The sequence below is a fragment of the Solidesulfovibrio carbinolicus genome, assembly GCF_004135975.1.
GTDB lineage: Bacteria > Desulfobacterota > Desulfovibrionia > Desulfovibrionales > Desulfovibrionaceae > Solidesulfovibrio > Solidesulfovibrio carbinolicus.
Window position 1 is genome coordinate 604,911 of the sequence record NZ_CP026538.1, and the last position, 18,167, is coordinate 623,077.

Consider the following 18,167-nt stretch of genomic DNA (forward strand, 5'->3'; position numbering starts at 1 on the left):
CATGCGCATGGAAGACGTCAATATACTGCTTGTGGACGATGAACGGGAATTTACCGCCACCCTGGCCGAACGCATGGAACTGCGCGGACTGACCGTGCGCTGCGTCTATTCCGGCGAAGAGGCGCTCAAGGAAATCGCCGCCGACAAACCCGACGTGGTGGTCATGGACGTCATGATGCCGGGACTCAAGGGCCTGGACATCCTGCGCCACATCAAGGCCACCAACCCGGAGATCCAGGTGATCCTTTTGACCGGCCAGGCCGGCACCCGCGACGGCATGGAAGGCATGAAGCTCGGGGCCTTCGATTACCTGCTCAAGCCCCTGGAACTCGACGCGCTTTTAGGCAAGATCGCCGAGGCCGCCGCCATCGGAGGCAAGGCGTAATGGACGCGTCCAAGGCCCCAAGCGCCGACGGCCGGTTTCTCGGCACGGTCACGGCCGCCGCCTGCCATGACCTCATGAACGTCTTTGCCACGTTCAATCAGGCCCTGGGCCTCATGGACGACTGCCTGGCCGCTGACGCCAAGACCACGCGCCGCACCTTTGGCATCAAGGGCGGGTTTGCCTACCGCGAGCGTTTCGTGGAGCTGACCGCCATGCTGCGCGGCCAGCTGGCCCGGGCCGTGGGGCTGACCGAAGCCCTGGCCCTGGCCGCCCACAGCCTGGACGGCCAGGGACGCGCCGCCGCCCCGCCCGAGGCCCTGGCGGCGCTTATGGCCCTGGCCGAGCGGCTGCTCAAGCGGCGCAAGATCACGGCCGAGGTCGCGCCCTGCGCCGAGGCCGCCCCTAGCTGGCCGCCCCTGCGCCGGGCGGACTACCTGGGGCCGGTCCTGGAGACGCTGCTGGCCTGCCTGCCCCATCTGCCCATGGGCGGGAAAATTTGTCTGTCCTGCCGGGCGGACGGGGACGCCCTGGCCGTGACCCTGACCCCCGGGGACGGGGAATTCCCCGACGAGGCCCTGGCCGCCGGGCTCTACGCCGCCCGGGCCGCCGGGGCCGCCGAGGCCGATGTCGCGCCCGGCAAGACATTGACCCTGGTTTTTCGGGAATCGCCCACGACACAACCGGCTTCGTGCCCGCCCCAAGCGGACGGGGCCTCATAACAGGAGACTGCCATGAAAAAGATCAAGCTGCTGCTGGTTGACGACGAGGAAAACTTCGTCAACACCCTGTCCGAGCGCCTGAAAATGCGCGACGTGCCGTCCCGGGTGGTCTACTCCGGCGAGGAAGCCCTGGAGGCCGTGGCCTCGGACGAACCCGACGTCGTGGTGCTCGACCTGCGCATGCCCGGCATCGACGGCATGGAAGTGCTGCGCAAGGTCCGGGCGGCCAAGCCCGACGTGCGCATCATCATCCTCACCGGCCACGGCACCGACGCCACCGAAGAGGAAGCCAAGAAGCTCGGCGCCTTCCACTACCACAAAAAGCCCGTCGAGATCGACGAACTGCTGGGCACCGTGAAAAAGGCCTACCGCGAGAAGATGGAAGACGCCATGGTGGCGGCCACCTTCGCCCAGGCCGGCGCGTTCGAGGAAGCCCAGCAGATTCTGGACGAGGACAAGGACTAACCGGGCCGGGACGCCTGCCGCCCGACCGCCGTCCGGCGCGGTCGGGCCGGGCGGGAGCGGGCCTTGGCGCGGGAGGGGCGCATGCCGATATCGGTCCTGCTCGTTGACGACGAGCCGCTGTACGCCTCGCTTCTGGCGCAGCGGCTCTCGGGCCGCGACTTCACTGTCGCCGTCGCCGCCGACGGGGACGAGGCCCTGACGACGGCTGCCGCGTCCCCGCCGGATCTGGTGCTGCTTGACGTCAATCTGCCCGGCAAAAGCGGCGTCGAAGTCCTGGCCGACCTCAAGCAGGCCGGGTTTGCCGGCGAGGCCCTCATGCTCACCGGCCAGGCCGGGGTGGAGTCGGCTGTTGCCGGCATGAAGCTTGGCGCGGCCGACTACCTGTCCAAGAGCATCGCCTTTGACGAGCTTGTGGCCGCCTTGCATCGGGCCTACGGCCGCAAGCTCGACCGGGCCGAGGCGGTCCGGGTTATCGAGGTGGAGCGTCTGGCCGGCCTGGGCCGGGTGGCCGAGGGCGCGGCCCACGAGATCAACAACCCGGTCAACATCATGACCACCCTGGCCGGCTGGATCGACGACCTGTGCGACGATCTGCCGCCCGAGGCGACCGGCACGGCGGCCGAGATCCGCCAGTCGGCCCGCCAGATCACGGCCCAGGGCGCGCGTATCAAGGCCGTGATGCTTGACCTGCTCAAGTGCGGCGGCCGCTTCGATCCGCGTCCCATCGAGCTGCCGGTCAAAAGCGCGGCCCAGGCCGTGTTCGACGACCGCACCGGCCGCATGGCCTCCCTGGGCCTTGGCGGGGACAACGCCGTGCCGGCCGATCTGCTCGTGCGCTTTGCCCCGGCCGCCTTTGACCTCGTCTGCTCGGCCCTGGTGGACAACGCCCTGGACGCCATGGCCGGCGGCCCGGGCACGGTGCGGGTGGAAGCCGTGGTCGTGGGCGGGGAGTTCGTTCTCACGGTCAGCGACGACGGCCCGGGCATTGACGAGGCCATCGCCCCACGCATTTTCGAGCCGTTTTTCTCCACCCGCGACTCCAAGGCCCACAGCGGCCTGGGGCTGGCCGCCGCGCGCGGCGTGGCCCGCAGCCTGGGCGGCGACATCGCCTACGAACATCCCGTCCAGGGCGGCTGCCGCTTCATCGCCCGGTTTCCCCTGGCCTGACCCGCCAGCGGCGGCACGCGGTGTCGGCCTGGCCGTTTTTATCTCGCTTTCTCGCTTTTTTTCTTTTCAATTCCGAGTGTTGCGCTAGGCTATCTGGCTTTTCGGTATACAGTGTAAACAAAACTGCCGGCCAGCCAGGCAAATCTGTATGGTTTCTATCCAGGCCGCAACCGCCTGAAAATGCATCATCCTGGCATCGCAGGAGAACCGGCATTGGCTCGGCGTATGCTAGAGGGTTGCCATTCCGACTCCCTGGAGGACACGATGAAAACGGTTGCGGCAGGATTGTTTCTGGCGGCGGCGCTCTTCTGCGGTGGGCAGGCCATGGCGGCTTTAGGCGACGGGACCGGTTCCTGGTGGATGGACGGCGAGGCCGACGCGCCCGGTCTCGGCGGCCTGGCCTGCGGCACCTGCCTTGGCGGCGCGGGCGGCCCGGGGCAGGGAGCTACGGGCCTGGGGCTTGGCCTGGGCCTGGGCTATGGCGACGGCACCATGCCCATGCCCCAAAACGGCACGGGTTTCGGCAGCCCCTGGACGAAGTAGTTTTCGCGCCGATAAACGCTTGCGCCGCCGCGCCGTGGTGAGTCCTCCCACGGCGCGGCGGCGTTTGGTGTTTGGGGACCGCTGCGCAATCCCTCAACCACCGGAGACAACTCCCGGCGGTGTGTCGGATTTGGGCCGGTTAGACCGCCAGAGCCTTCCTGATCACTTCGGCCATGGGCGTGGTTGGACGGCCTATGAGCGTGGACAGGGTGCGGCTGTCGTCGAAAAGGCCTCCCCGGGACGCGCCCGCGTCGGAATCGGCCAGCAGATCGGCCAACCCTTCGGGCAGGCCGGCATGTTTAAGGGCGGCAGCGAAGTCAGCAGGGGGCATGTCCTGATAGGCCACGGGCTTGCCGGACTGCTTGGCGATTTCCGCCGCAAAGTCGCTAAGCGTGTACGAGGCATCGCCGGCCAGTTCGTAGATCTTGCCAGCCTGTCCTTGCGAGAGCAGCACGGCTGCCGCGGCAGCGCCGTAATCAGCCCTTGCGGCGGACGCGATGCGTCCCTCGCTGGCGCAGCCCAGCAGCACGCCGTATTGCAGGGCGGCCGGGATGCTTGCAGCATAATTCTCCGTGTACCAACCATTGCGCAGCAGCACGAACGGCAGGCCGGACTGGGCAAGGAGGGCTTCGGTCTGGCGATGTTCGTCGCCAAGCCCCAGAGGCGTCGAGTCCGCATGGAGAATGCTGGTGTAGGCCAGCAGCTGCACCCCTGCGGACTTGGCTGCAGCGATGGCGTTGGCGTGTTGCGCCACACGCTGCCCGATCTCGCTGGAGGAAATGAGCAAAAGCTTGTCCACTCCCGCCAAGGCGTCCGCAAGGGTGTCGGGCAGGGTGTAGTCGCCTCGGCGCACCTGCACGCCAAGGGCGGCCAGATCAACCGCTTTGTCCGGGGTTCGCACCACGGCGACGAGTTCGTTTGCGGGCACGGACTCCAACAATATCGAGATGACGAGGCGGCCGAGTTGGCCGGTGGCTCCAGTAATGGCGATCATGGTATTTCTCCAGGCGTTGGTGTTGCAAATCACGATGCAAACCCTCTATACACGTTGCTGCAGAGAAGGAAGTACACACAAAAAAGTAAGTAAGGAACATCATGAAAACCCTGCCATTTCCCCTCGGCACGGAGGCCCAAAGCGCTCGGCCGCTTAGGGGGGACGTCTTTGCAACGCCATGCCCTTCCAGGGAAATTCTCACCCATGTGAGCAGTCGGTGGGGCGTGCTCATCCTGGTATCGTTGCTCGACGGGACGCACCGGTTCAGCGAACTGCGGCGCAGAATGGGCGGAGTCAGCGAGAAGATGTTGGCGCAGAGCCTCAAGGCCTTGGTGGAGGATGGTTTTGTTCGGCGCGTGTCTTACCCCGTGGTGCCCCCGTTCGTGGAGTACAGCCTCACCCCCATGGGCCATGAAGTCGCGCAGCGAGTGGCTGCCCTCAAGGACTGGATCGAGACCAATCTGGACCGCGTATTGGCGAGCCGCAAACAGCATGGTGAGGCAGTGGCGAGCTGAACTTCGCCACCGGCCGCCGCGTTGCCCCGGCGCCCCCGCCCCAGGTTGACTTTGTCGGGTCGCATGTTACCTTTTCCCAAAAGGAGCCACGCCATGCAAGCCTCAACCACCAAGCAGGAGCGGTACAGAGCCAGACTGCGCGAGCAGGGACTGCGGCCGCTGCAGATATGGGTTCCCGACACGCGCCGGCCCGGTTTCGCCGCCGAGTGCCGGCGGCAGTCCCAGCTTGTGAGCAGTGATCCCCACGAAGCGGAGCATCTGGATTTTGCCGCCCAGGCCGCCGCGACCATCGAAGGGTGGGAATGAAACGCGGCGACGTGGTGACCGTTTCCCTGGCCGGCGACTACGGGAAGCCGCGCCCGGCCCTGGTCATCCAGTCCGATCTGTTTGCCGAACACGCTTCGGTGACGCTGTTGCCCATTACCAGCCACCGGGTGGACGGCGCGCCCTTGCTGCGTTTTGACGTTGCCGCAAACGCGGCGAACGGACTGCGCAAACCCTCCCAAGTCATGATCGACAAGGCCCATACCGTGCCGCGCGACAAGGTTGGCGCGCCCTTTGGCCGCCTGGATGACGGGCTGATGCTGGAAATCACCCGGGCGCTTTCAGTCTTATTGGGGATCGCCTGAGGCCCTTTTTCCCGTTGCAGGGGTCCGGGGGGATCATCCCCCCGGCCGCCGGAGGCATCCCTCAAAAGAAAAACGCCGGGAAGGCAGCCCTCCCGGCGTTTTTTGCGGCCCAAGGCCGCTTGAAGCGCGTAACGCTAATAGGCGAAAAGCGGGAAGCTCTTGGCGAACGGCTCGACTTCCTTGCGGATTTCGTCCAGGCGCGTCTCGTTGCCCACGGCCTTGATGGCCGCGTCGATCCAGGTCACGACTTTTTCCATGTCGGCTTCGGTGAAGCCGCGCGTGGTCAGGGCCGCCGTGCCGATGCGCACGCCCGAGGTGACAAAGGGCGAGCGGGTCTCGAAGGGCACGGTGTTCTTGTTGACCGTGATGCCGGCCAGATCCAGGGCGTGTTCGGCGTCCTTGCCGGTGACGTCCTTGTTGGTCAGATCGACCAGCACGAGGTGGTTGTCCGTGCCGCCGGACACCAGATCGAAGCCGTGGGCGATAAGCCCCTTGGCCAGGGCCTGGCAGTTCTTCACCACCTGCTGCTGGTAGAGCTTGAACGAGGGCTTCAGGGCCTCGCCAAAGGCCACGGCCTTGGCCGCGATGACGTGCATGAGCGGGCCGCCCTGGATGCCGGGGAAGATCTGGGAATTGAGCGTCTTCCCGTTGTCCTCGCTGGACAGGATCAGGCCGCCGCGCGGGCCGCGCAGGGTCTTGTGGGTGGTCGAGGTGGTGTAGTGGGCGTGGGGAATGGGCGAGGGATGGCAGCCGGCGGCGACCAGGCCGGCGATGTGGGCCATGTCCACCACGAGCTTGGCCCCGACCTCGTCGGCGATGGCCCGGAAGCGGGCGAAGTCGATGATGCGCGGATAGGCGCTGGCCCCGGCCACGATGACCTTGGGCTTGTGCTCCTTGGCCAGACGCTCGACCTCGTCGTAGTCGATGGTGCCGGTTTCCTTCTTCACGTGGTAGAACACGATGTTGAAGAGCTTGCCGGAAAAGTTCACGGGCGAGCCGTGGGTGAGGTGCCCGCCGTGGGACAGGTCCATGCCGAGCAGGGTGTCGCCGGGCTGCATGGCCGCGAAATAGACGGCCATGTTGGCCTGGGAGCCGGAATGGGGCTGGACGTTGGCGTACTCGGCCCCAAACAGCGTCTTGGCCCGGTCCCGGGCCAGATCCTCGGCGATGTCCACGTATTCGCAGCCGCCGTAGTAGCGCTTGCCCGGGTAGCCTTCGGCGTACTTGTGGGTGAGCACGCTGCCCTGGGCCTGGCGCACGGCCACGGAGACGAAGTTCTCCGAGGCGATCATTTCGAGCTTGCCGGTCTGGCGGTCGATTTCCAGGCACACGGCCCGGCCGACTTCGGGGTCGGCGATGAGCAGTTCTTCCATGGAGCGTCCTCCTTTGAACGCGTTCGGGGGGAGGCCCGGCGTGCGAGCGTCCCCCCGTCGGCGGCTACTGGGACCGGGCCGGCCCGGTCCGGGGCTATTGGGCGAAGGCCTTGAAGAGCAGGCTGGCGTTGGTGCCGCCAAACCCGAAGGAATTGCACAACACGTTGGCCACGGCCTGCTTGCGCGCCACGTTGGGCGTGCAGTCCAGGTCGCAGGCCGGATCGGCCGTCTCGTAATTGATGGTGGGCGGGATGACGCCCTCCACGATGGTCTTGACGCTGACGACCGACTCGATGCCGCCGGCCGCGCCCAGGCAATGCCCGATCATGGACTTGTTGGAGGTGATGGGCACCTTGTAGGCGTGGTCGCCCATCAACGACTTGATGGCCGTGGTCTCGCAGGCGTCGTTGAGCGACGTGGAGGTGCCATGGGCATTGATGTGGGCGATTTCGGTCGGGGCCATGCCGGCCTCGCGCAGGGCGGCCTTCATGGCGAGCGCCATGCCGGAGCCGTCCTCGGGCGGGGCGGTCATGTGGTAGGCGTCGCCTGACGCGCCAAACCCGGCCACTTCGGCCAGGATGCGCGCCCCGCGAGCCTGGGCATGCTCCAGGGATTCCAGCAGCAGCAGGCCGCAGCCCTCGCCGATGACGAAGCCGTCGCGGCCGGCGTCGAAGGGACGCGAGGCCTTGGTGGGATCGTCGTTGCGGGTGGACAGGGCCTTGAGGGCGTTGAATCCGCCCACGGCCAGGGGCGTGATGGTGGATTCGACGCCGCCGCAGATGGCGGCCACGGCCCGTCCGAGCTTGATGTCGGAATAGGCGTAGCCGATGCCGTGCAGTCCCGAGGCGCAGGCCGAGGTGGTGCAGACGTTGGAGCCGCGCGCGCCGGTGGCGATGGAGATCTGGCCGGCGGCCATGTTGGCGATCATGGTCGGGATGAAAAAGGGCGAAATGCGCGACGGCCCCTGTTCCAGGAGCTTGGAGTGGGTGGCTTCGAGGGTCTCGATGCCGCCCATGCCGCAGCCGACGATGACGGAGACGAGCTCCGCTTCATCGGCGGGGATCTTCCAGCCCGCGTCCTCCATGAGCATCATGGCGGCGGACAGGGCGTAAATGGTGAAACGGTCCAGGCGCTTGGCCAGCTTGGCCGCGATATACGGCTTTTCGTCGAAGTTTTTGACTTCGCAGCCAAAACGCGTGTCAAAGGCCGAGGCGTCAAAGCGCGTGATGGGGGCCGCGCCCGAGACGCCGGCGACAAGATTGGCCCAGCTCGTGGCCAGGTCATTGCCGATGGGGGTGATGGCCGAAAGGCCGGTGACGACTACCCGATTTAAGGTCATGGCGCATCCGTCCGCGAACCGGGGCGGGCGGACAACGCGTGTCCCGCCCCGGCCCGACTGGGCGTTTGGGGCTTACTCGCCCTTTTTCTTTTCGATAAAGGAGATGGCGTCCTGGACTTTCTGGATCTGCTGGGCGTCCTCGTCGGAGATCTCGACGCCGAACTCCTCTTCCATGGCCATGATAAGCTCGGTCAGATCCAGGGAGTCGGCGCCCAGGTCGTCCACGAACTTGGCGTCCGGGTTGACTTCAGCGGCATCGACGCCGAGCTGATCCACGATGATCTCTTTGACTTTTTCAGCGACAGACATGGTTTCCTCCAAGCAAGGCCGTATTTTTTGTTACATGTACATGCCGCCGTTTATGCCGAGCACCTGGCCGGTGACGTATCCGGCGTCGTCGCTGGCCAGGTAGCTGACGGCAGCGGCGATTTCCCCGGGGGCGCAGGCGCGCTTTAAGGGGATGCGTTCGGCAAAGGACGTCTTGACGGCGTCCGGCAAAACAGCGGTCATGTCGGTTTCCACAAAGCCCGGGGCCACGGCGTTGACCGTGATGTTGCGGGCGGCAAGCTCCAGGGCGGCGGCCTTGGTCAGGCCGATGAGCCCGGCCTTGGCCGAGGCGTAGTTGGCCTGGCTGGCGTTGCCGGATTGGCCCACCACCGAGGTGATGTTGATGATGCGTCCGGCCCGGCGCTTGATCATGATCTTGGCCGCCTCGCGCAGGCAGGTGAACGCGCCGACAAGGTTGACGCGGATGACGTCGGCGAAATCCTCGTCCTTCATGCGCATGATCAGGCCGTCGCGGGTGATGCCGGCATTGTTGACCAGCACATGGAGATCGACGCCTTTGAAATGTTCAGCGAAAAAGGCGGTCACGGCGGCGGCGTCGCCGGTGTCCAGGGCCAGGGCCGAAGCCTTGCCTCCGGCGGCGGCGATGTCCGCGACCACGGCGGCGGCGGCCTCGGGTTTGCTCACATAGGTGATGACGACGTCAAAGCCGTCGGCGGCCAGGCGCTTGGCCACGGCCGCGCCGATGCCTCGGGAACCTCCGGTGACGAGAGCCGTGGACATGGACGGTGCTCCTTGGCGCGCCAAAAGCCAGCGGGCGCGCGACGCGATGGTTGCGAGAGTTCCGGGGCGTGACGTCCCGGCCGGCCCGAGCCGGGCCGCTGCAGACAGGGCGCAACGTAGCCGAAACGCCCGGCCTGGGCAAATGCCTTTGCGCGCCGTTGCCCGGGGCTGGCGCGGCTATCGAGCGGCCGGCCTCGGCGGCCGGCCGTTTCCCGGCGTGCTTGTTCCGGCGCGACGCCAAAACGTCGTGTCGGGCCGCCTGGTTAGAACTGGAGCAGGGCCGCTCCCCAGGTGAAGCCGCCGCCAAACGCGCCGAGCAGCACCTTACCGCCGACCGGGATGCGTCCGGCCTGCCTGGCTTCGACCAGGGCGATGCCGATGGTGGAGGCCGAGGTGTTGCCGAAGCGGGCCACGGTGGACATGACCTGTTCCGGCCCGAACTGGAGCTTTTTGGCCACGGCTTCCATGATGCGCAGGTTGGCCTGGTGCGGAATAAAAAGGTCGATGTCGTCGCGGGTCAGGCCGTGGGCGGCCATGAGGTCCCGGCCGACGTTCGCCATGGAGCGCACGGCGTGCTTGAAGACCTCGGGGCCGTTCATCTGCAGGAAGAAATCTTCGTCAATGGCGTCGCCGAGCTTGTAGGGATGGCCCGATCCGCCGCCCTTGATGGTGAGCAGATGTCCCAGCGACCCGTCGCTGGACAGCAGGGCGTCGATCACGGCGGCCTTGCCCAGGGGCGGGGCGTCGGCCGTGACCACGCAGGCGGCGGCGGCGTCGCCGAAAAGCACGCAGGTGCGCCGGTCGGCCCAGTTGGTGCGCGAGGTCAGCACCTCGGCGGCGGCCACCAGCACCTTGGACTCGGGGCGCAGGGCGATGACCGCCCGGGCCATCTCCAGTCCGTAGATGTAGCCGCAGCAGGCGGCGTTGACGTCCTGGGCCACCTTGCCCCTTATACCGAGCTTTTCCTGCATCAGGCAGGCGGCGGAGGGGGTGTAGAAGTCCGGGGTGACGGTGTAGAGAAAAATGTGGGTGAGCTCATTGGCGTCCATGCCGGCGTCGGCCAGGGCGGCCTGGGCGGCCTTGGCCCCCATGTCGCTGACCGTCTCGCCGGGGGCGGCGATGTGGCGTTCCTTGATGCCGGTGCGGGTGGTGATCCACTCGTCGGAGGTCTCGACGATTTTTTCAAGGTCGGCGTTGGTAAGCACCTTTTCGGGCGCGTAATAACCCATGCCTCGGATGCGGGCGGTATGCGTCATGGTGGGGGGAACCGTCTCAGCGTTGTTCGTTGGCGGCCTGGCGGCGGGGACCGGTCAGGTCGATGTTGGCGGCCACGGCCTCGGAGAGGTGGGAGTTGGCTTCCATGGCCACGAACCGGGCGGCCATGCGCACGGCGCTGGCCATGGCCTTGGCGTTGGAAGCGCCGTGGCAGATGAGGCAGCTGCCCTTAAGGCCCATGAGCGGCGCGCCGCCGTATTCGGTGTAGTCCATGAGCCGGGCGAAGCGTTTGAGGGCGTTTAGGGCCAGCATGGTGCCGATCTGGCCGAAAAAGCCCCGGCGCAGCTCGCCCTTGAGCACCCGTCCCATGGACGAGGCCAAGCCTTCGGCTTCCTTGATGACCACGTTGCCGACGAATCCGTCGCACACGACGACGTCCACGTTGCCGGCAAACAGGTCGCGGCCCTCGATGTTGCCGACGAAATTGAGCGAACTGGCCCGCAGGAGATCAAAGGTCTCCTTGGCCAGCTGGTTGCCCTTGCCCTTTTCCTCGCCGTTGGACAAAAGCGCCACCACCGGGTTTTCCCGGCCGAGCATGGTCTTGGCCAGAACCGAGGCCATGACGCCGAACTGGAGCAGGTGGAAGGGCTTGCAGTCCACGTTGGCCCCCACGTCGGCGATGACGGTGTGGGAGCGTTCAGACGGCAGAAACGTGGCGATGGCCGGCCGTTCCACGCCGGGCACCCGGCCGATGGTGAACATGGCGCAGGCCAGGGTCGCGCCGGAATGGCCGGCGGAGATGAGACCGTCGGCCGCGCCGTCGCGCACGAGGTTGCAGGCCACCTGGATGGAGGAGTCCTTCTTGCGGCGCATGGCCTCGGAAGGTTTTTCGTCCATCTCCACCACCTGGGAGGCGTGGACCACGGAAATCGGAAGCCCTTTCACGTCGCGACGCGACAGTTCCGCCGCGATGGCGTCCTGGTCGCCGACGAGAATGACTTCCGCCTGGCCGGCCTTGGCGGCGTGCAGCGCGCCGGGGACGACCATGCGGGGACCGAAGTCCCCGCCCATGGCGTCCACGGCGATACGCGGCTTGTTATTCGGCATCGTCCTTCCGCAGCATCTGGCGGCCGCGGTAGGTGCCGCAGCTCGGGCAGATGCGGTGGGGCAGGGTCGGCTCGCCGCAGGAGCACAGCACCACGGACGGAACCGGAACGTGGTCGTGGGCGCGGCGCATACCTTTGCGGGACTTGGAGATTTTTCTATTGGGGACGGCCATGGCGATTACCTCGCATCCTTTATTTTGGTCATATCAGGTCAAAAACGCGCGACAACCAGGCGACATTGCCTAGTTGGAGCCGCGCGGAACCTTCAAATTGCGCAGCACGGCGAGCCTGGGATCGCCGGTTTCGGCCTGGCAGCCGCAGGGGCCGTCGGCCAGGCGTTTGCCGCAGCTGGGACAAAGCCCCTGGCAGTTTTCGTCGCAAAGGGGCTTGACCGGCAGGGACAGCAGGAACTGTTCCCACAGCAAGCTGCCGGCGTCGAGTTCCAGCACCTTGCCCCGGCGGCGCAGAAGCCCCGGTTCGAGGGATTTCTCGCCCTCAAGGGGCGCGTCCTCGAACAGGTCGAAGCGCGTGGCGACGTCCAGGGTCACGTCCTCGGCGCAGCGGTCGCACGGGGTGACCGTCTTGCCGGACAGCGTTCCGGCCACGAGCACGCCCCGACCCTGGGGCGTCACGGTGAACGTGGCGGCAAGGCCGGTTCCCGGGAGGTCCAGACGGTAGGGCAGGGCGAATTCCGCGATGGGGCCGGTCCACAGGCTCTGGTCGGAAAATGAAAATTCCCGGCCACTTGCCGGGACGTCGGTGATATCGAGCCATAATTCGGACATGAGTTTCCCTCGCGAAGAAGAGTGTGCTAGTCCCTGGCCGTCGTCTTGTCAAGAAAAAGCTTGCCAAGGTCTTCCTTCCCATGTACCTCACAAAATTCTTTGCGTCACTGTGAAAAAACGCGCCTTGGCCTAGGCCCCAAAAGGGGTCGCGCCGCCGCGCGAATCGATTTCCGGAGGAACCCATCATGGCCAAGATTTGCGATCATTGCGGCAAAAAGCCCCAGTCCGGCAACAACGTCAGCCACGCCAACAACAAAAGCAAGCGCCGTTTCGAGCCCAATCTCGTCAGCGTGCGCGCCCAGCTGCCCTCGGGCGAGGTGAAGACCGTCACCGTGTGCACCCGCTGCCTGCGTTCCGGCGCGGTGGTCAAGCCCGTGGCCAAGCACGCCTAGGGCTTTCGCCGACCCCTGCCTTTTTTCAAGGGCGGTCCGCCGGGCGGATCGCCCTTTTTTTGCGTGGCGCTTCCCATGCCGGCTGGCGGTTGCGCTAGGCCCCTTCCTCTTCCTCGGACGGCGGCACGACCAGCACCCGGTCGATGCGCCGGCCGTCCATGTCCACCACCTCGAAGACGGCTTCGTGGGCGCTGAAACTTTCACCCATGGCCGGGATGTGGCCCAGGTGCTCCAGCACGAAGCCGGCCAGGGTGCCTGAGGAAAACTCCTCGGGCCAGGGGCGCGGCAAACCCAACGCCGCCGCCACCTCGTCCATGGGCGTGGCCGCGTCCACCAGCAGCGAGCCGTCGGCGCGCCGGGCGATGGCCGCCTCGGCCGGCCCGCCCACGCCGGCCAGCTCCCCCACCATGTCGGCGAACACGTCCGCCGCCGCCACCACCCCCACCACGTCGCCGTATTCGTCCACCACCAAAGCAAGCTTGAGTCCCGGGGTGTCGCGAAAAGCGGCCAAGAGGTCCAGCCCCCGCATGGTTTCAGGCAGGAAGTGGGCCGGGGCCGTGTGGCCGGCCACGTCAAGCCGGCCGTCGCGGATGCGTCCGGCCAGCACGTCCTTGGCCCGCACCACCCCGAGCACGTCGGAAAAATCGCCCCGGCAGACCGGAAAGCGGGTGTGGGGGCTGGTCAGGAGCTTGTCCAAAAGCGCTTCCTCGTCCTGGGCGACGTCCAGCCAGTCGGCCCGGGAACGGTGGGTCATGATGACGCCCAGCGGCCGGTCGGCCAGACGCAGCAGGCGCTCCATGATGTCGTGTTCGGCGTCCTCGATGACGCCGTGGCGGCGGCCTTCCAGAAGCAGCCCCCGGATGTCCTCTTCGGTCACCGACGGCCCGGCCTCGCCGCCAAGGCCGAGCAAGCGCAGCACGCCCCGGGTGGCGACTCCGAGCAGCCAGACCGCCGGGCGGCACAGGACGAGCAGGCCGTTCATGACCGGCGCGGCGGCCAGGGCCAGGGTTTCGGGCCGGGTCAGGGCCAGGCGCTTGGGCACGAGTTCGCCGAGAATGAGGGTCAAAAAGGCGATGGGGACCACCACGCAGGCCAGGGACAGGGTTTCGGCGTAGGGGGCAAGCATCGGTATGGCGGCCAGGGCCGTGGCCAGGGCCGGGGCCAGGGTCGCGCCGCCGTAGGCGCTGCCCAGCACTCCGGCCAGGGTGATGCCGATTTGCACGGTGGAGAGAAAGGCCTCGGGCTGGGCCAGAAGGAGCAGGCAGGCCTTGGCCCGGCGGCTGCCGGCCTCGGCCAGGGCGTCCAGCCGGGCCTTGCGCGAGGCGACCAGGGCCATCTCGGCCATGGCGAAAAAGCCGTTGGCCAGGATAAGGGCCAAAACGGCCGCGAGTTCGAAGGCAACGGAAGACATGGGGACTCCAAAGGGGAGGGATTGCCCGGATGGGGCGGGTATGACGAGCCTACCCCGCGCGGCGGCGCGAGGCAATGGCGCGGTGGACATGGGCGAGGCTCAGTCCAGCCAGAGGGTGGGGACGGGGTAGCGGCGCACCAGGGCGTCGCGGCTGACCAGCACCGCGCCCTTGGCCAGGGCATGGGCCACGATGAGGCGGTCCATGGGGTCCTTGTGCAGGGGCGGGAGCAGGGCCGAGGCGATCATCACGTCGGCGTCCGGGGTCAGGACGGCCAGGCCCGAGGCGCGCACCAGTTCGTCTTTCCATCCGGCCACGTCGGGCAGTTCGATGCGCCCCTTTTGGGCCAGAAGCGCCGTTTCCCAAAAGGACACCGCCGACACGGCCAGCCGTCCCGCCCGGCACAGCCGGTCGAGGCGGGTGGCGAAACGCGGCGACAGGCCTTCGCCCAGGCTCCAGAACACCAAGGCGTGGGTGTCCAGGAGATAGCGCTTCACGCCTTGTCCGCCCACAGGTCGTCCATGGGGGCGAAGGCTTCCTCGGCCGGCGCGGTCAGGCGCGGCCGGCGGGTCATGGCGGCGCGCCAATCGGCCGGGGCCTGGGGGGGGCCCTCGCCGGCCGGGCAGACCCGGGCCACGGGCCGGCCGCCGCGCGTGACCAGCACGGTTTCGCCCTGGGACACCTGATCGAAGATGGTGAAAAGGTTTTTGCGCAGTTCGGTGGCGGTGACGATCATGGCCGGCTCCTTGGCGTACACCCATCTTAGCTATGTACATCCCCAGGTGGAGTCAAGACCGGCCGCCGCGCCTTTCCCCGGGACGCCAGAAAAAAGCCCCTGCCGCGCGGGGGCGCGGCAGGGGCTTTACATGGTCGGATTAGCCGCAGCCTACAGCGACAGCGCCCGGTCCAGGCGGGCCAGGGCGCGCTCGCGGCCCAGCACCTCGATGGTCTCGAACAGGCCGGGGCTGGCCGTGACGCCGGTGACGGCCACGCGCAGGGGCTGGGCCACCAGCTTGAACTTCAGTTCGCGCTCTTCCAGATAGCCGGCCACCGCCGCTTCCATGGAGGCATGGTTGAAGCAGCACAGCCCGGCCAACAGTTCGCGCAGATGGGCCAGATGGCCCCGCACCTCGTCGGTGAAGAATTTCTTGACCGCCGCCATGTCGTAGGAAAGCGCCTCGTCGGCCACGACGAAGCATTCGGCCTTCTCGGCCATCTCGGCCATGGTCTGGGCCCGGGGCTGGAGCAGGGGAACGATGCGGGCCAGATAGTCCAGGTCGAGGTTGTCAAAGCCCCGGCGCTCCAGGAAGGCGTTTAACAGCACGGCCAGGCGCGAGGCCGGGCTTTCCTTGATATAATGGGCGTTGAGCCACAACAGCTTGGCCTTGTCGAAGACGGCGGCCGAGGAGCCGAGGTTGTCGGCGGTGAAAAGCGATACCAGCTCCTCGCGGGAAAAGATCTCCTGGTCGCCGTGGGCCCAGCCCAGGCGCACCAGACCGTTTAACATGGCCTCGGGCAAAAAGCCCTCGACCTCGTATTCCATGACGGCCGTGGCCCCGTGGCGCTTGGAGAGCTTTTTCTTGTCCGGCCCGAGGATCATGGGCACGTGGCCGAAGCGGGGCAGATCGAAGCCCAGGGCCTTGTAGATGAGGATCTGGCGCGGGGTGTTGTTGAGATGATCGTCGCCCCGGATGATGTGGGTGACGCCCATGGTGGCGTCGTCCACCACCACGGCCAGGTTGTAGGTGGGCGAGCCGTCGCCCCGGCGCAGCACCATGTCGTCGAGTTCGGCGTTGTCGATGGACACCGGACCCTTGACCATGTCGTCAACCAGGGTGGCCCCGGTGACCGGCGCCTTGAGCCGCACCACCCGGCCCGGGCCGGGGCCAAGGCCGGCTTCGCGGCAGCGGCCGGAATACTTGGGCTTAAGCCCCTTTTGCCGAGCCTGTTCGCGCATGGCCTCGACTTCCTCGGGCGAGCACGAGCACCAGTAGGCGTGGCCGGTCTCCAGCATCTTGTCGATGTGCTCGTTATAGAGGTCGAAGCGCTGGCTCTGGTAGGTGATCTCGCCGTCGTGGTCCAGGCCCAGCCACTCCATGGCGTCCAGGATCGATTGGGTCATGTCGGACTGGGAGCGCTGGAGATCGGTGTCCTCGATGCGCAAAAGAAAGGTGCCGCCGAAGTGGCGGGCCAAGAGCCAGTTGAAGATGGCCGTGCGCGCGCCGCCGATATGCAGGTAGCCGGTGGGGCTTGGGGCGAAGCGGGTGACGATGGTGCTCATGGGGGCTCCGAACGCCCGGGCGGGGAGGCCCCGGCCGGCGTGTGGCGTGGTGTCTTGGGGACCCGGGCCAGGCGTGAGCTGTTGCCGGGTGGGCCGGGAGGTAGCGTATGCGCAAGGTCCCGTCAACAGAAGGGCGGCCGGGAGGTCGGCGCGGCAGGGATGGGCAAAGCGGCCAAGCCGTGCTAGATGGCCGGCAACACGACGGGACCGGCTCACGGCCGGGCCACGGAGTTTCTGAATGCTCAAAAAAACCGTCACCCTGGTTTTGTTCTTTGGCCTGTTTTTCGTCCTGGTCTCGGGGCTGGTGATGTTCACCGCGCCGCCGGCCCGGGTGGCCTCCTGGGCGGACTGGGGCTTTCTTGGCCTGTCGCGCCAGGCCTGGGAAGGGGCGCACCTGGCCATGGGTGTGCTGGTGGTCGCCGCCGGCCTGGTCCACGCCATGCTGCATGTGGACGCCTTCCTCGACCACCTGCGCGACGACGACGGCATGGTGATCGTTTTCACCAAGCCTTTTTTTGCCGGTCTGATCGTCGTGGTCGGCCTGTTCGCCGCCGCCCTGGCCGGCGCGCCGCCCATGGCTCAACTGGCGCGACTGGGCGACCATCTCCAGGAACGGGCCGCCGAGACGTACGGCGAGCCGCCTTATGCCCTGGCCGAGCGCTCGACCCTGGCCGATTTCGCCCGGCGCATGGGCATGGACACGGAAAAGGCGCTGGCGCTGTTGCGGCTGAAAAACATCAAGGCCGACAGCGGCGACCTGACCCTGGCCGAGATCGCCCGGCAAAACCGGGTGGCTCCGGGCGGCGTGTTCGAGGCGCTCAAGATGGTCATGGAGCCGTCGGGCGGCACGACCACCATCACCGGCCTGCCCAAGGAGCCGCCGCCGGGGCTGGGGCGGCGCAAGCTGTCGGACATCTGCGAGGAATACGGCCTGGATCTGGCCCAGGTGCTGGGCCGGTTGTCCACGTCCGGGTTCAAGGCCCAGCCGGCCTGGACCCTGGCCGAGATCGCCAAGGCCAGCAACGTGTTGCCCATTGCCGTCTACGATGCGCTGCGCGCCGAAAAAGCCCCTGCTTCGGTGGCCGTGGAAGTGGCGACCCCGGCTGAGCCGGCCGCGTCCGCGCCGGCGGCTCCGGCCGCCGCGCCATCGGCCGCTGCTCCGGCCCAGCCGGCTGTCCAGGCGGCTCCGGCCGCGCCGGCCCAAGCGGGCCAGCCGGGCCAGGCCCCTGTGTCGCCGCAACCGGTCTATCAGCCCCAGCCGGCCGCGACAGCCCAGCCGTCGGGCCAGCCGGTTCCCGGCTACGCGCCGACTCAGCAACCGCCTGCCGCCGGCTCTCCGCCGTTGGCCGCTCCGGGCTACCAGCCGCCGGCCACGGGCCATGCGCCTGCAACGCCGGGCTACCAGCCGCCGGGCTATGCGCCGATGCCTCCGAGCGGCGCGACGGCGACGCCGGGGCATGCGCCTGCAACGCCGGGCTATGCGCCGTCGGCCCCGGGGAGCCAGCCCGGCTACGCCCCGGCCCAACCGCCGGCCCATGCCGCCCCGGCCGCACCCGTGACGCCGCCGCCGGGCCTGGAAAAGATGATGCTGCAAAGCTTTTGCCGGGAATACGACATTCCGCTGTCCGTGGCCGTGCAGCGTCTGGGCCGGCATCGCATCACGGCCTTTGGCGACATGAGTTTCGAGGAGCTGGCGCTGGAAAACAACCGCACTCCGGCTGACATCATGCGGCTGGTGACGACGCCCTAGCTGGCGCTCACCCCGGCGCAACGCGAAACGGC

The 18,167-nt window shown here is 67.3% G+C and carries 23 protein-coding genes; 10 read left to right on the forward strand and 13 right to left on the reverse strand.

Annotation, left to right across the window (positions count from 1 at the left end; translation table 11 throughout):
- Position 1: 1 nt before the first annotated feature.
- From C3Y92_RS02680 to C3Y92_RS02700, 5 genes are all read left to right on the forward strand, one after another.
- Positions 2 to 385 carry a response regulator gene (locus tag C3Y92_RS02680; protein ID WP_015862630.1) on the forward strand — a complete coding sequence of 128 codons (384 nt, stop codon included), beginning with the start codon at positions 2 to 4 and terminating at the stop codon, positions 383 to 385.
- Positions 385 to 1,104 carry a hypothetical protein gene (locus tag C3Y92_RS02685; protein ID WP_129349248.1) on the forward strand — a complete coding sequence of 240 codons (720 nt, stop codon included), beginning with the start codon at positions 385 to 387 and terminating at the stop codon, positions 1,102 to 1,104. The genes C3Y92_RS02680 and C3Y92_RS02685 overlap by 1 nt, the downstream gene beginning before the upstream one ends.
- 12 nt (positions 1,105 to 1,116) lie before the next feature.
- A complete protein-coding gene (locus C3Y92_RS02690) occupies positions 1,117 to 1,569 on the forward strand; it encodes a response regulator (RefSeq protein ID WP_015862628.1) in 453 nt (150 codons plus the stop codon).
- Between the two features lie 81 nt (positions 1,570 to 1,650).
- Entirely contained in the window at positions 1,651 to 2,736 is a 1,086-nt protein-coding gene (locus tag C3Y92_RS02695) for a sensor histidine kinase (protein ID WP_129349250.1), read from the forward strand.
- 264 nt (positions 2,737 to 3,000) lie between these two features.
- Positions 3,001 to 3,279 carry a hypothetical protein gene (locus C3Y92_RS02700; protein WP_235669587.1) on the forward strand — a complete coding sequence of 93 codons (279 nt, stop codon included), beginning with the start codon at positions 3,001 to 3,003 and terminating at the stop codon, positions 3,277 to 3,279.
- Positions 3,280 to 3,418: 139 nt separating this feature from the next.
- Here C3Y92_RS02700 and C3Y92_RS02705 read toward each other — a convergent pair whose 3' ends face one another.
- On the reverse strand, positions 3,419 to 4,273 hold the full coding sequence (locus C3Y92_RS02705) for an SDR family oxidoreductase (protein WP_129349254.1): 855 nt from the start codon (positions 4,271 to 4,273) through the stop codon (positions 3,419 to 3,421).
- A 101-nt stretch (positions 4,274 to 4,374) separates the two neighbouring features.
- On the opposite strand from C3Y92_RS02705, the gene C3Y92_RS02710 reads away from it, so the two are divergent.
- The 3 genes from C3Y92_RS02710 to C3Y92_RS02720 all read left to right on the forward strand — a co-directional run bounded on the left by C3Y92_RS02710 (position 4,375) and on the right by C3Y92_RS02720 (position 5,417).
- Complete coding sequence (locus C3Y92_RS02710) at positions 4,375 to 4,788, forward strand: winged helix-turn-helix transcriptional regulator (RefSeq protein WP_129349256.1); 414 nt, start codon at positions 4,375 to 4,377, stop codon at positions 4,786 to 4,788.
- 93 nt (positions 4,789 to 4,881) lie between these two features.
- Entirely contained in the window at positions 4,882 to 5,094 is a 213-nt protein-coding gene (locus C3Y92_RS02715) for an antitoxin MazE family protein (protein ID WP_129349258.1), read from the forward strand.
- Positions 5,091 to 5,417 carry a type II toxin-antitoxin system PemK/MazF family toxin gene (locus C3Y92_RS02720; protein WP_129349260.1) on the forward strand — a complete coding sequence of 109 codons (327 nt, stop codon included), beginning with the start codon at positions 5,091 to 5,093 and terminating at the stop codon, positions 5,415 to 5,417. Before C3Y92_RS02715 ends, C3Y92_RS02720 begins: the two co-directional genes overlap by 4 nt.
- A 134-nt stretch (positions 5,418 to 5,551) precedes the next feature.
- On the opposite strand, the gene glyA is transcribed toward C3Y92_RS02720, so the two are convergent.
- The 8 genes from glyA to C3Y92_RS02760 form a co-directional block, all read right to left on the reverse strand.
- On the reverse strand, positions 5,552 to 6,790 hold the full coding sequence (gene glyA, locus C3Y92_RS02725) for a serine hydroxymethyltransferase (RefSeq protein ID WP_129349262.1): 1,239 nt from the start codon (positions 6,788 to 6,790) through the stop codon (positions 5,552 to 5,554).
- Positions 6,791 to 6,884: 94 nt separating this feature from the next.
- Complete coding sequence (gene fabF / locus C3Y92_RS02730; RefSeq protein WP_129349264.1) at positions 6,885 to 8,129, reverse strand: beta-ketoacyl-ACP synthase II; 1,245 nt, start codon at positions 8,127 to 8,129, stop codon at positions 6,885 to 6,887.
- Between the two features lie 72 nt (positions 8,130 to 8,201).
- Positions 8,202 to 8,438, reverse strand: coding sequence for an acyl carrier protein (locus C3Y92_RS02735; protein ID WP_006917960.1), 237 nt, complete (start codon positions 8,436 to 8,438; stop codon positions 8,202 to 8,204).
- A 30-nt stretch (positions 8,439 to 8,468) separates the two neighbouring features.
- Positions 8,469 to 9,197 (reverse strand): 3-oxoacyl-[acyl-carrier-protein] reductase, encoded by a 729-nt coding sequence (fabG, locus tag C3Y92_RS02740; RefSeq protein ID WP_129349266.1) that lies wholly within the window; start codon positions 9,195 to 9,197, stop codon positions 8,469 to 8,471.
- A 263-nt stretch (positions 9,198 to 9,460) separates the two neighbouring features.
- Positions 9,461 to 10,453, reverse strand: coding sequence for a beta-ketoacyl-ACP synthase III (locus C3Y92_RS02745; protein ID WP_129349268.1), 993 nt, complete (start codon positions 10,451 to 10,453; stop codon positions 9,461 to 9,463).
- 16 nt (positions 10,454 to 10,469) lie between these two features.
- The gene (gene plsX, locus C3Y92_RS02750; protein ID WP_129349270.1) at positions 10,470 to 11,519 is read right to left on the reverse strand and encodes a phosphate acyltransferase PlsX; all 1,050 of its coding nucleotides are present in this window, start codon (positions 11,517 to 11,519) and stop codon (positions 10,470 to 10,472) included.
- A complete protein-coding gene (gene rpmF, locus C3Y92_RS02755; protein WP_006917956.1) occupies positions 11,509 to 11,691 on the reverse strand; it encodes a 50S ribosomal protein L32 in 183 nt (60 codons plus the stop codon). The genes plsX and rpmF overlap by 11 nt, the downstream gene beginning before the upstream one ends.
- A 69-nt stretch (positions 11,692 to 11,760) precedes the next feature.
- Positions 11,761 to 12,303 (reverse strand): YceD family protein, encoded by a 543-nt coding sequence (locus C3Y92_RS02760; RefSeq protein WP_129349272.1) that lies wholly within the window; start codon positions 12,301 to 12,303, stop codon positions 11,761 to 11,763.
- 185 nt (positions 12,304 to 12,488) lie between these two features.
- On the opposite strand from C3Y92_RS02760, the gene rpmB reads away from it, so the two are divergent.
- Positions 12,489 to 12,695: a 50S ribosomal protein L28 gene (gene rpmB, locus C3Y92_RS02765; RefSeq protein WP_006917954.1), complete on the forward strand. Its 207-nt coding sequence runs from the start codon at positions 12,489 to 12,491 to the stop codon at positions 12,693 to 12,695.
- Positions 12,696 to 12,789: 94 nt separating this feature from the next.
- On the opposite strand, the gene C3Y92_RS02770 is transcribed toward rpmB, so the two are convergent.
- The 4 genes from C3Y92_RS02770 to gltX form a co-directional block, all read right to left on the reverse strand.
- The gene (locus C3Y92_RS02770) at positions 12,790 to 14,106 is read right to left on the reverse strand and encodes a hemolysin family protein (RefSeq protein WP_129349274.1); all 1,317 of its coding nucleotides are present in this window, start codon (positions 14,104 to 14,106) and stop codon (positions 12,790 to 12,792) included.
- 99 nt (positions 14,107 to 14,205) lie between these two features.
- The gene (locus tag C3Y92_RS02775) at positions 14,206 to 14,601 is read right to left on the reverse strand and encodes a type II toxin-antitoxin system VapC family toxin (RefSeq protein ID WP_165352055.1); all 396 of its coding nucleotides are present in this window, start codon (positions 14,599 to 14,601) and stop codon (positions 14,206 to 14,208) included.
- On the reverse strand, positions 14,598 to 14,840 hold the full coding sequence (locus C3Y92_RS02780) for a type II toxin-antitoxin system Phd/YefM family antitoxin (protein ID WP_129349276.1): 243 nt from the start codon (positions 14,838 to 14,840) through the stop codon (positions 14,598 to 14,600). Before C3Y92_RS02780 ends, C3Y92_RS02775 begins: the two co-directional genes overlap by 4 nt.
- 150 nt (positions 14,841 to 14,990) lie before the next feature.
- Positions 14,991 to 16,385 carry a glutamate--tRNA ligase gene (gltX, locus tag C3Y92_RS02785; protein ID WP_129349278.1) on the reverse strand — a complete coding sequence of 465 codons (1,395 nt, stop codon included), beginning with the start codon at positions 16,383 to 16,385 and terminating at the stop codon, positions 14,991 to 14,993.
- A gap of 238 nt (positions 16,386 to 16,623) precedes the next feature.
- Here gltX and C3Y92_RS02790 point away from each other — a divergent pair, with 238 nt between their 5' ends.
- Positions 16,624 to 18,135 carry a DUF4405 domain-containing protein gene (locus C3Y92_RS02790; RefSeq protein ID WP_129349280.1) on the forward strand — a complete coding sequence of 504 codons (1,512 nt, stop codon included), beginning with the start codon at positions 16,624 to 16,626 and terminating at the stop codon, positions 18,133 to 18,135.
- Positions 18,136 to 18,167: the final 32 nt, after the last annotated feature.

What these genes read in the sequence shown, in the direction of transcription:
- C3Y92_RS02720 (WP_129349260.1), top strand. Translation starts at nt 5,091, where the DNA reads ATGAAACGCGGCGACGTGGTGACCGTTTCCCTGGCCGGCGACTACGGG.
- fabF (WP_129349264.1), bottom strand. Translation starts at nt 8,129, where the DNA reads ATGACCTTAAATCGGGTAGTCGTCACCGGCCTTTCGGCCATCACCCCC.
- C3Y92_RS02735 (WP_006917960.1), bottom strand. Translation starts at nt 8,438, where the DNA reads ATGTCTGTCGCTGAAAAAGTCAAAGAGATCATCGTGGATCAGCTCGGC.
- C3Y92_RS02685 (WP_129349248.1), top strand. Translation starts at nt 385, where the DNA reads ATGGACGCGTCCAAGGCCCCAAGCGCCGACGGCCGGTTTCTCGGCACG.
- C3Y92_RS02760 (WP_129349272.1), bottom strand. Translation starts at nt 12,303, where the DNA reads ATGTCCGAATTATGGCTCGATATCACCGACGTCCCGGCAAGTGGCCGG.
- C3Y92_RS02680 (WP_015862630.1), top strand. Translation starts at nt 2, where the DNA reads ATGCGCATGGAAGACGTCAATATACTGCTTGTGGACGATGAACGGGAA.
- gltX (WP_129349278.1), bottom strand. Translation starts at nt 16,385, where the DNA reads ATGAGCACCATCGTCACCCGCTTCGCCCCAAGCCCCACCGGCTACCTG.
- C3Y92_RS02715 (WP_129349258.1), top strand. Translation starts at nt 4,882, where the DNA reads ATGCAAGCCTCAACCACCAAGCAGGAGCGGTACAGAGCCAGACTGCGC.
- C3Y92_RS02790 (WP_129349280.1), top strand. Translation starts at nt 16,624, where the DNA reads ATGCTCAAAAAAACCGTCACCCTGGTTTTGTTCTTTGGCCTGTTTTTC.
- rpmF (WP_006917956.1), bottom strand. Translation starts at nt 11,691, where the DNA reads ATGGCCGTCCCCAATAGAAAAATCTCCAAGTCCCGCAAAGGTATGCGC.
- rpmB (WP_006917954.1), top strand. Translation starts at nt 12,489, where the DNA reads ATGGCCAAGATTTGCGATCATTGCGGCAAAAAGCCCCAGTCCGGCAAC.
- glyA (WP_129349262.1), bottom strand. Translation starts at nt 6,790, where the DNA reads ATGGAAGAACTGCTCATCGCCGACCCCGAAGTCGGCCGGGCCGTGTGC.
- C3Y92_RS02780 (WP_129349276.1), bottom strand. Translation starts at nt 14,840, where the DNA reads ATGATCGTCACCGCCACCGAACTGCGCAAAAACCTTTTCACCATCTTC.
- C3Y92_RS02745 (WP_129349268.1), bottom strand. Translation starts at nt 10,453, where the DNA reads ATGACGCATACCGCCCGCATCCGAGGCATGGGTTATTACGCGCCCGAA.
- fabG (WP_129349266.1), bottom strand. Translation starts at nt 9,197, where the DNA reads ATGTCCACGGCTCTCGTCACCGGAGGTTCCCGAGGCATCGGCGCGGCC.
- C3Y92_RS02710 (WP_129349256.1), top strand. Translation starts at nt 4,375, where the DNA reads ATGAAAACCCTGCCATTTCCCCTCGGCACGGAGGCCCAAAGCGCTCGG.
- C3Y92_RS02705 (WP_129349254.1), bottom strand. Translation starts at nt 4,273, where the DNA reads ATGATCGCCATTACTGGAGCCACCGGCCAACTCGGCCGCCTCGTCATC.
- C3Y92_RS02690 (WP_015862628.1), top strand. Translation starts at nt 1,117, where the DNA reads ATGAAAAAGATCAAGCTGCTGCTGGTTGACGACGAGGAAAACTTCGTC.
- C3Y92_RS02700 (WP_235669587.1), top strand. Translation starts at nt 3,001, where the DNA reads ATGAAAACGGTTGCGGCAGGATTGTTTCTGGCGGCGGCGCTCTTCTGC.
- plsX (WP_129349270.1), bottom strand. Translation starts at nt 11,519, where the DNA reads ATGCCGAATAACAAGCCGCGTATCGCCGTGGACGCCATGGGCGGGGAC.
- C3Y92_RS02695 (WP_129349250.1), top strand. Translation starts at nt 1,651, where the DNA reads ATGCCGATATCGGTCCTGCTCGTTGACGACGAGCCGCTGTACGCCTCG.
- C3Y92_RS02770 (WP_129349274.1), bottom strand. Translation starts at nt 14,106, where the DNA reads ATGTCTTCCGTTGCCTTCGAACTCGCGGCCGTTTTGGCCCTTATCCTG.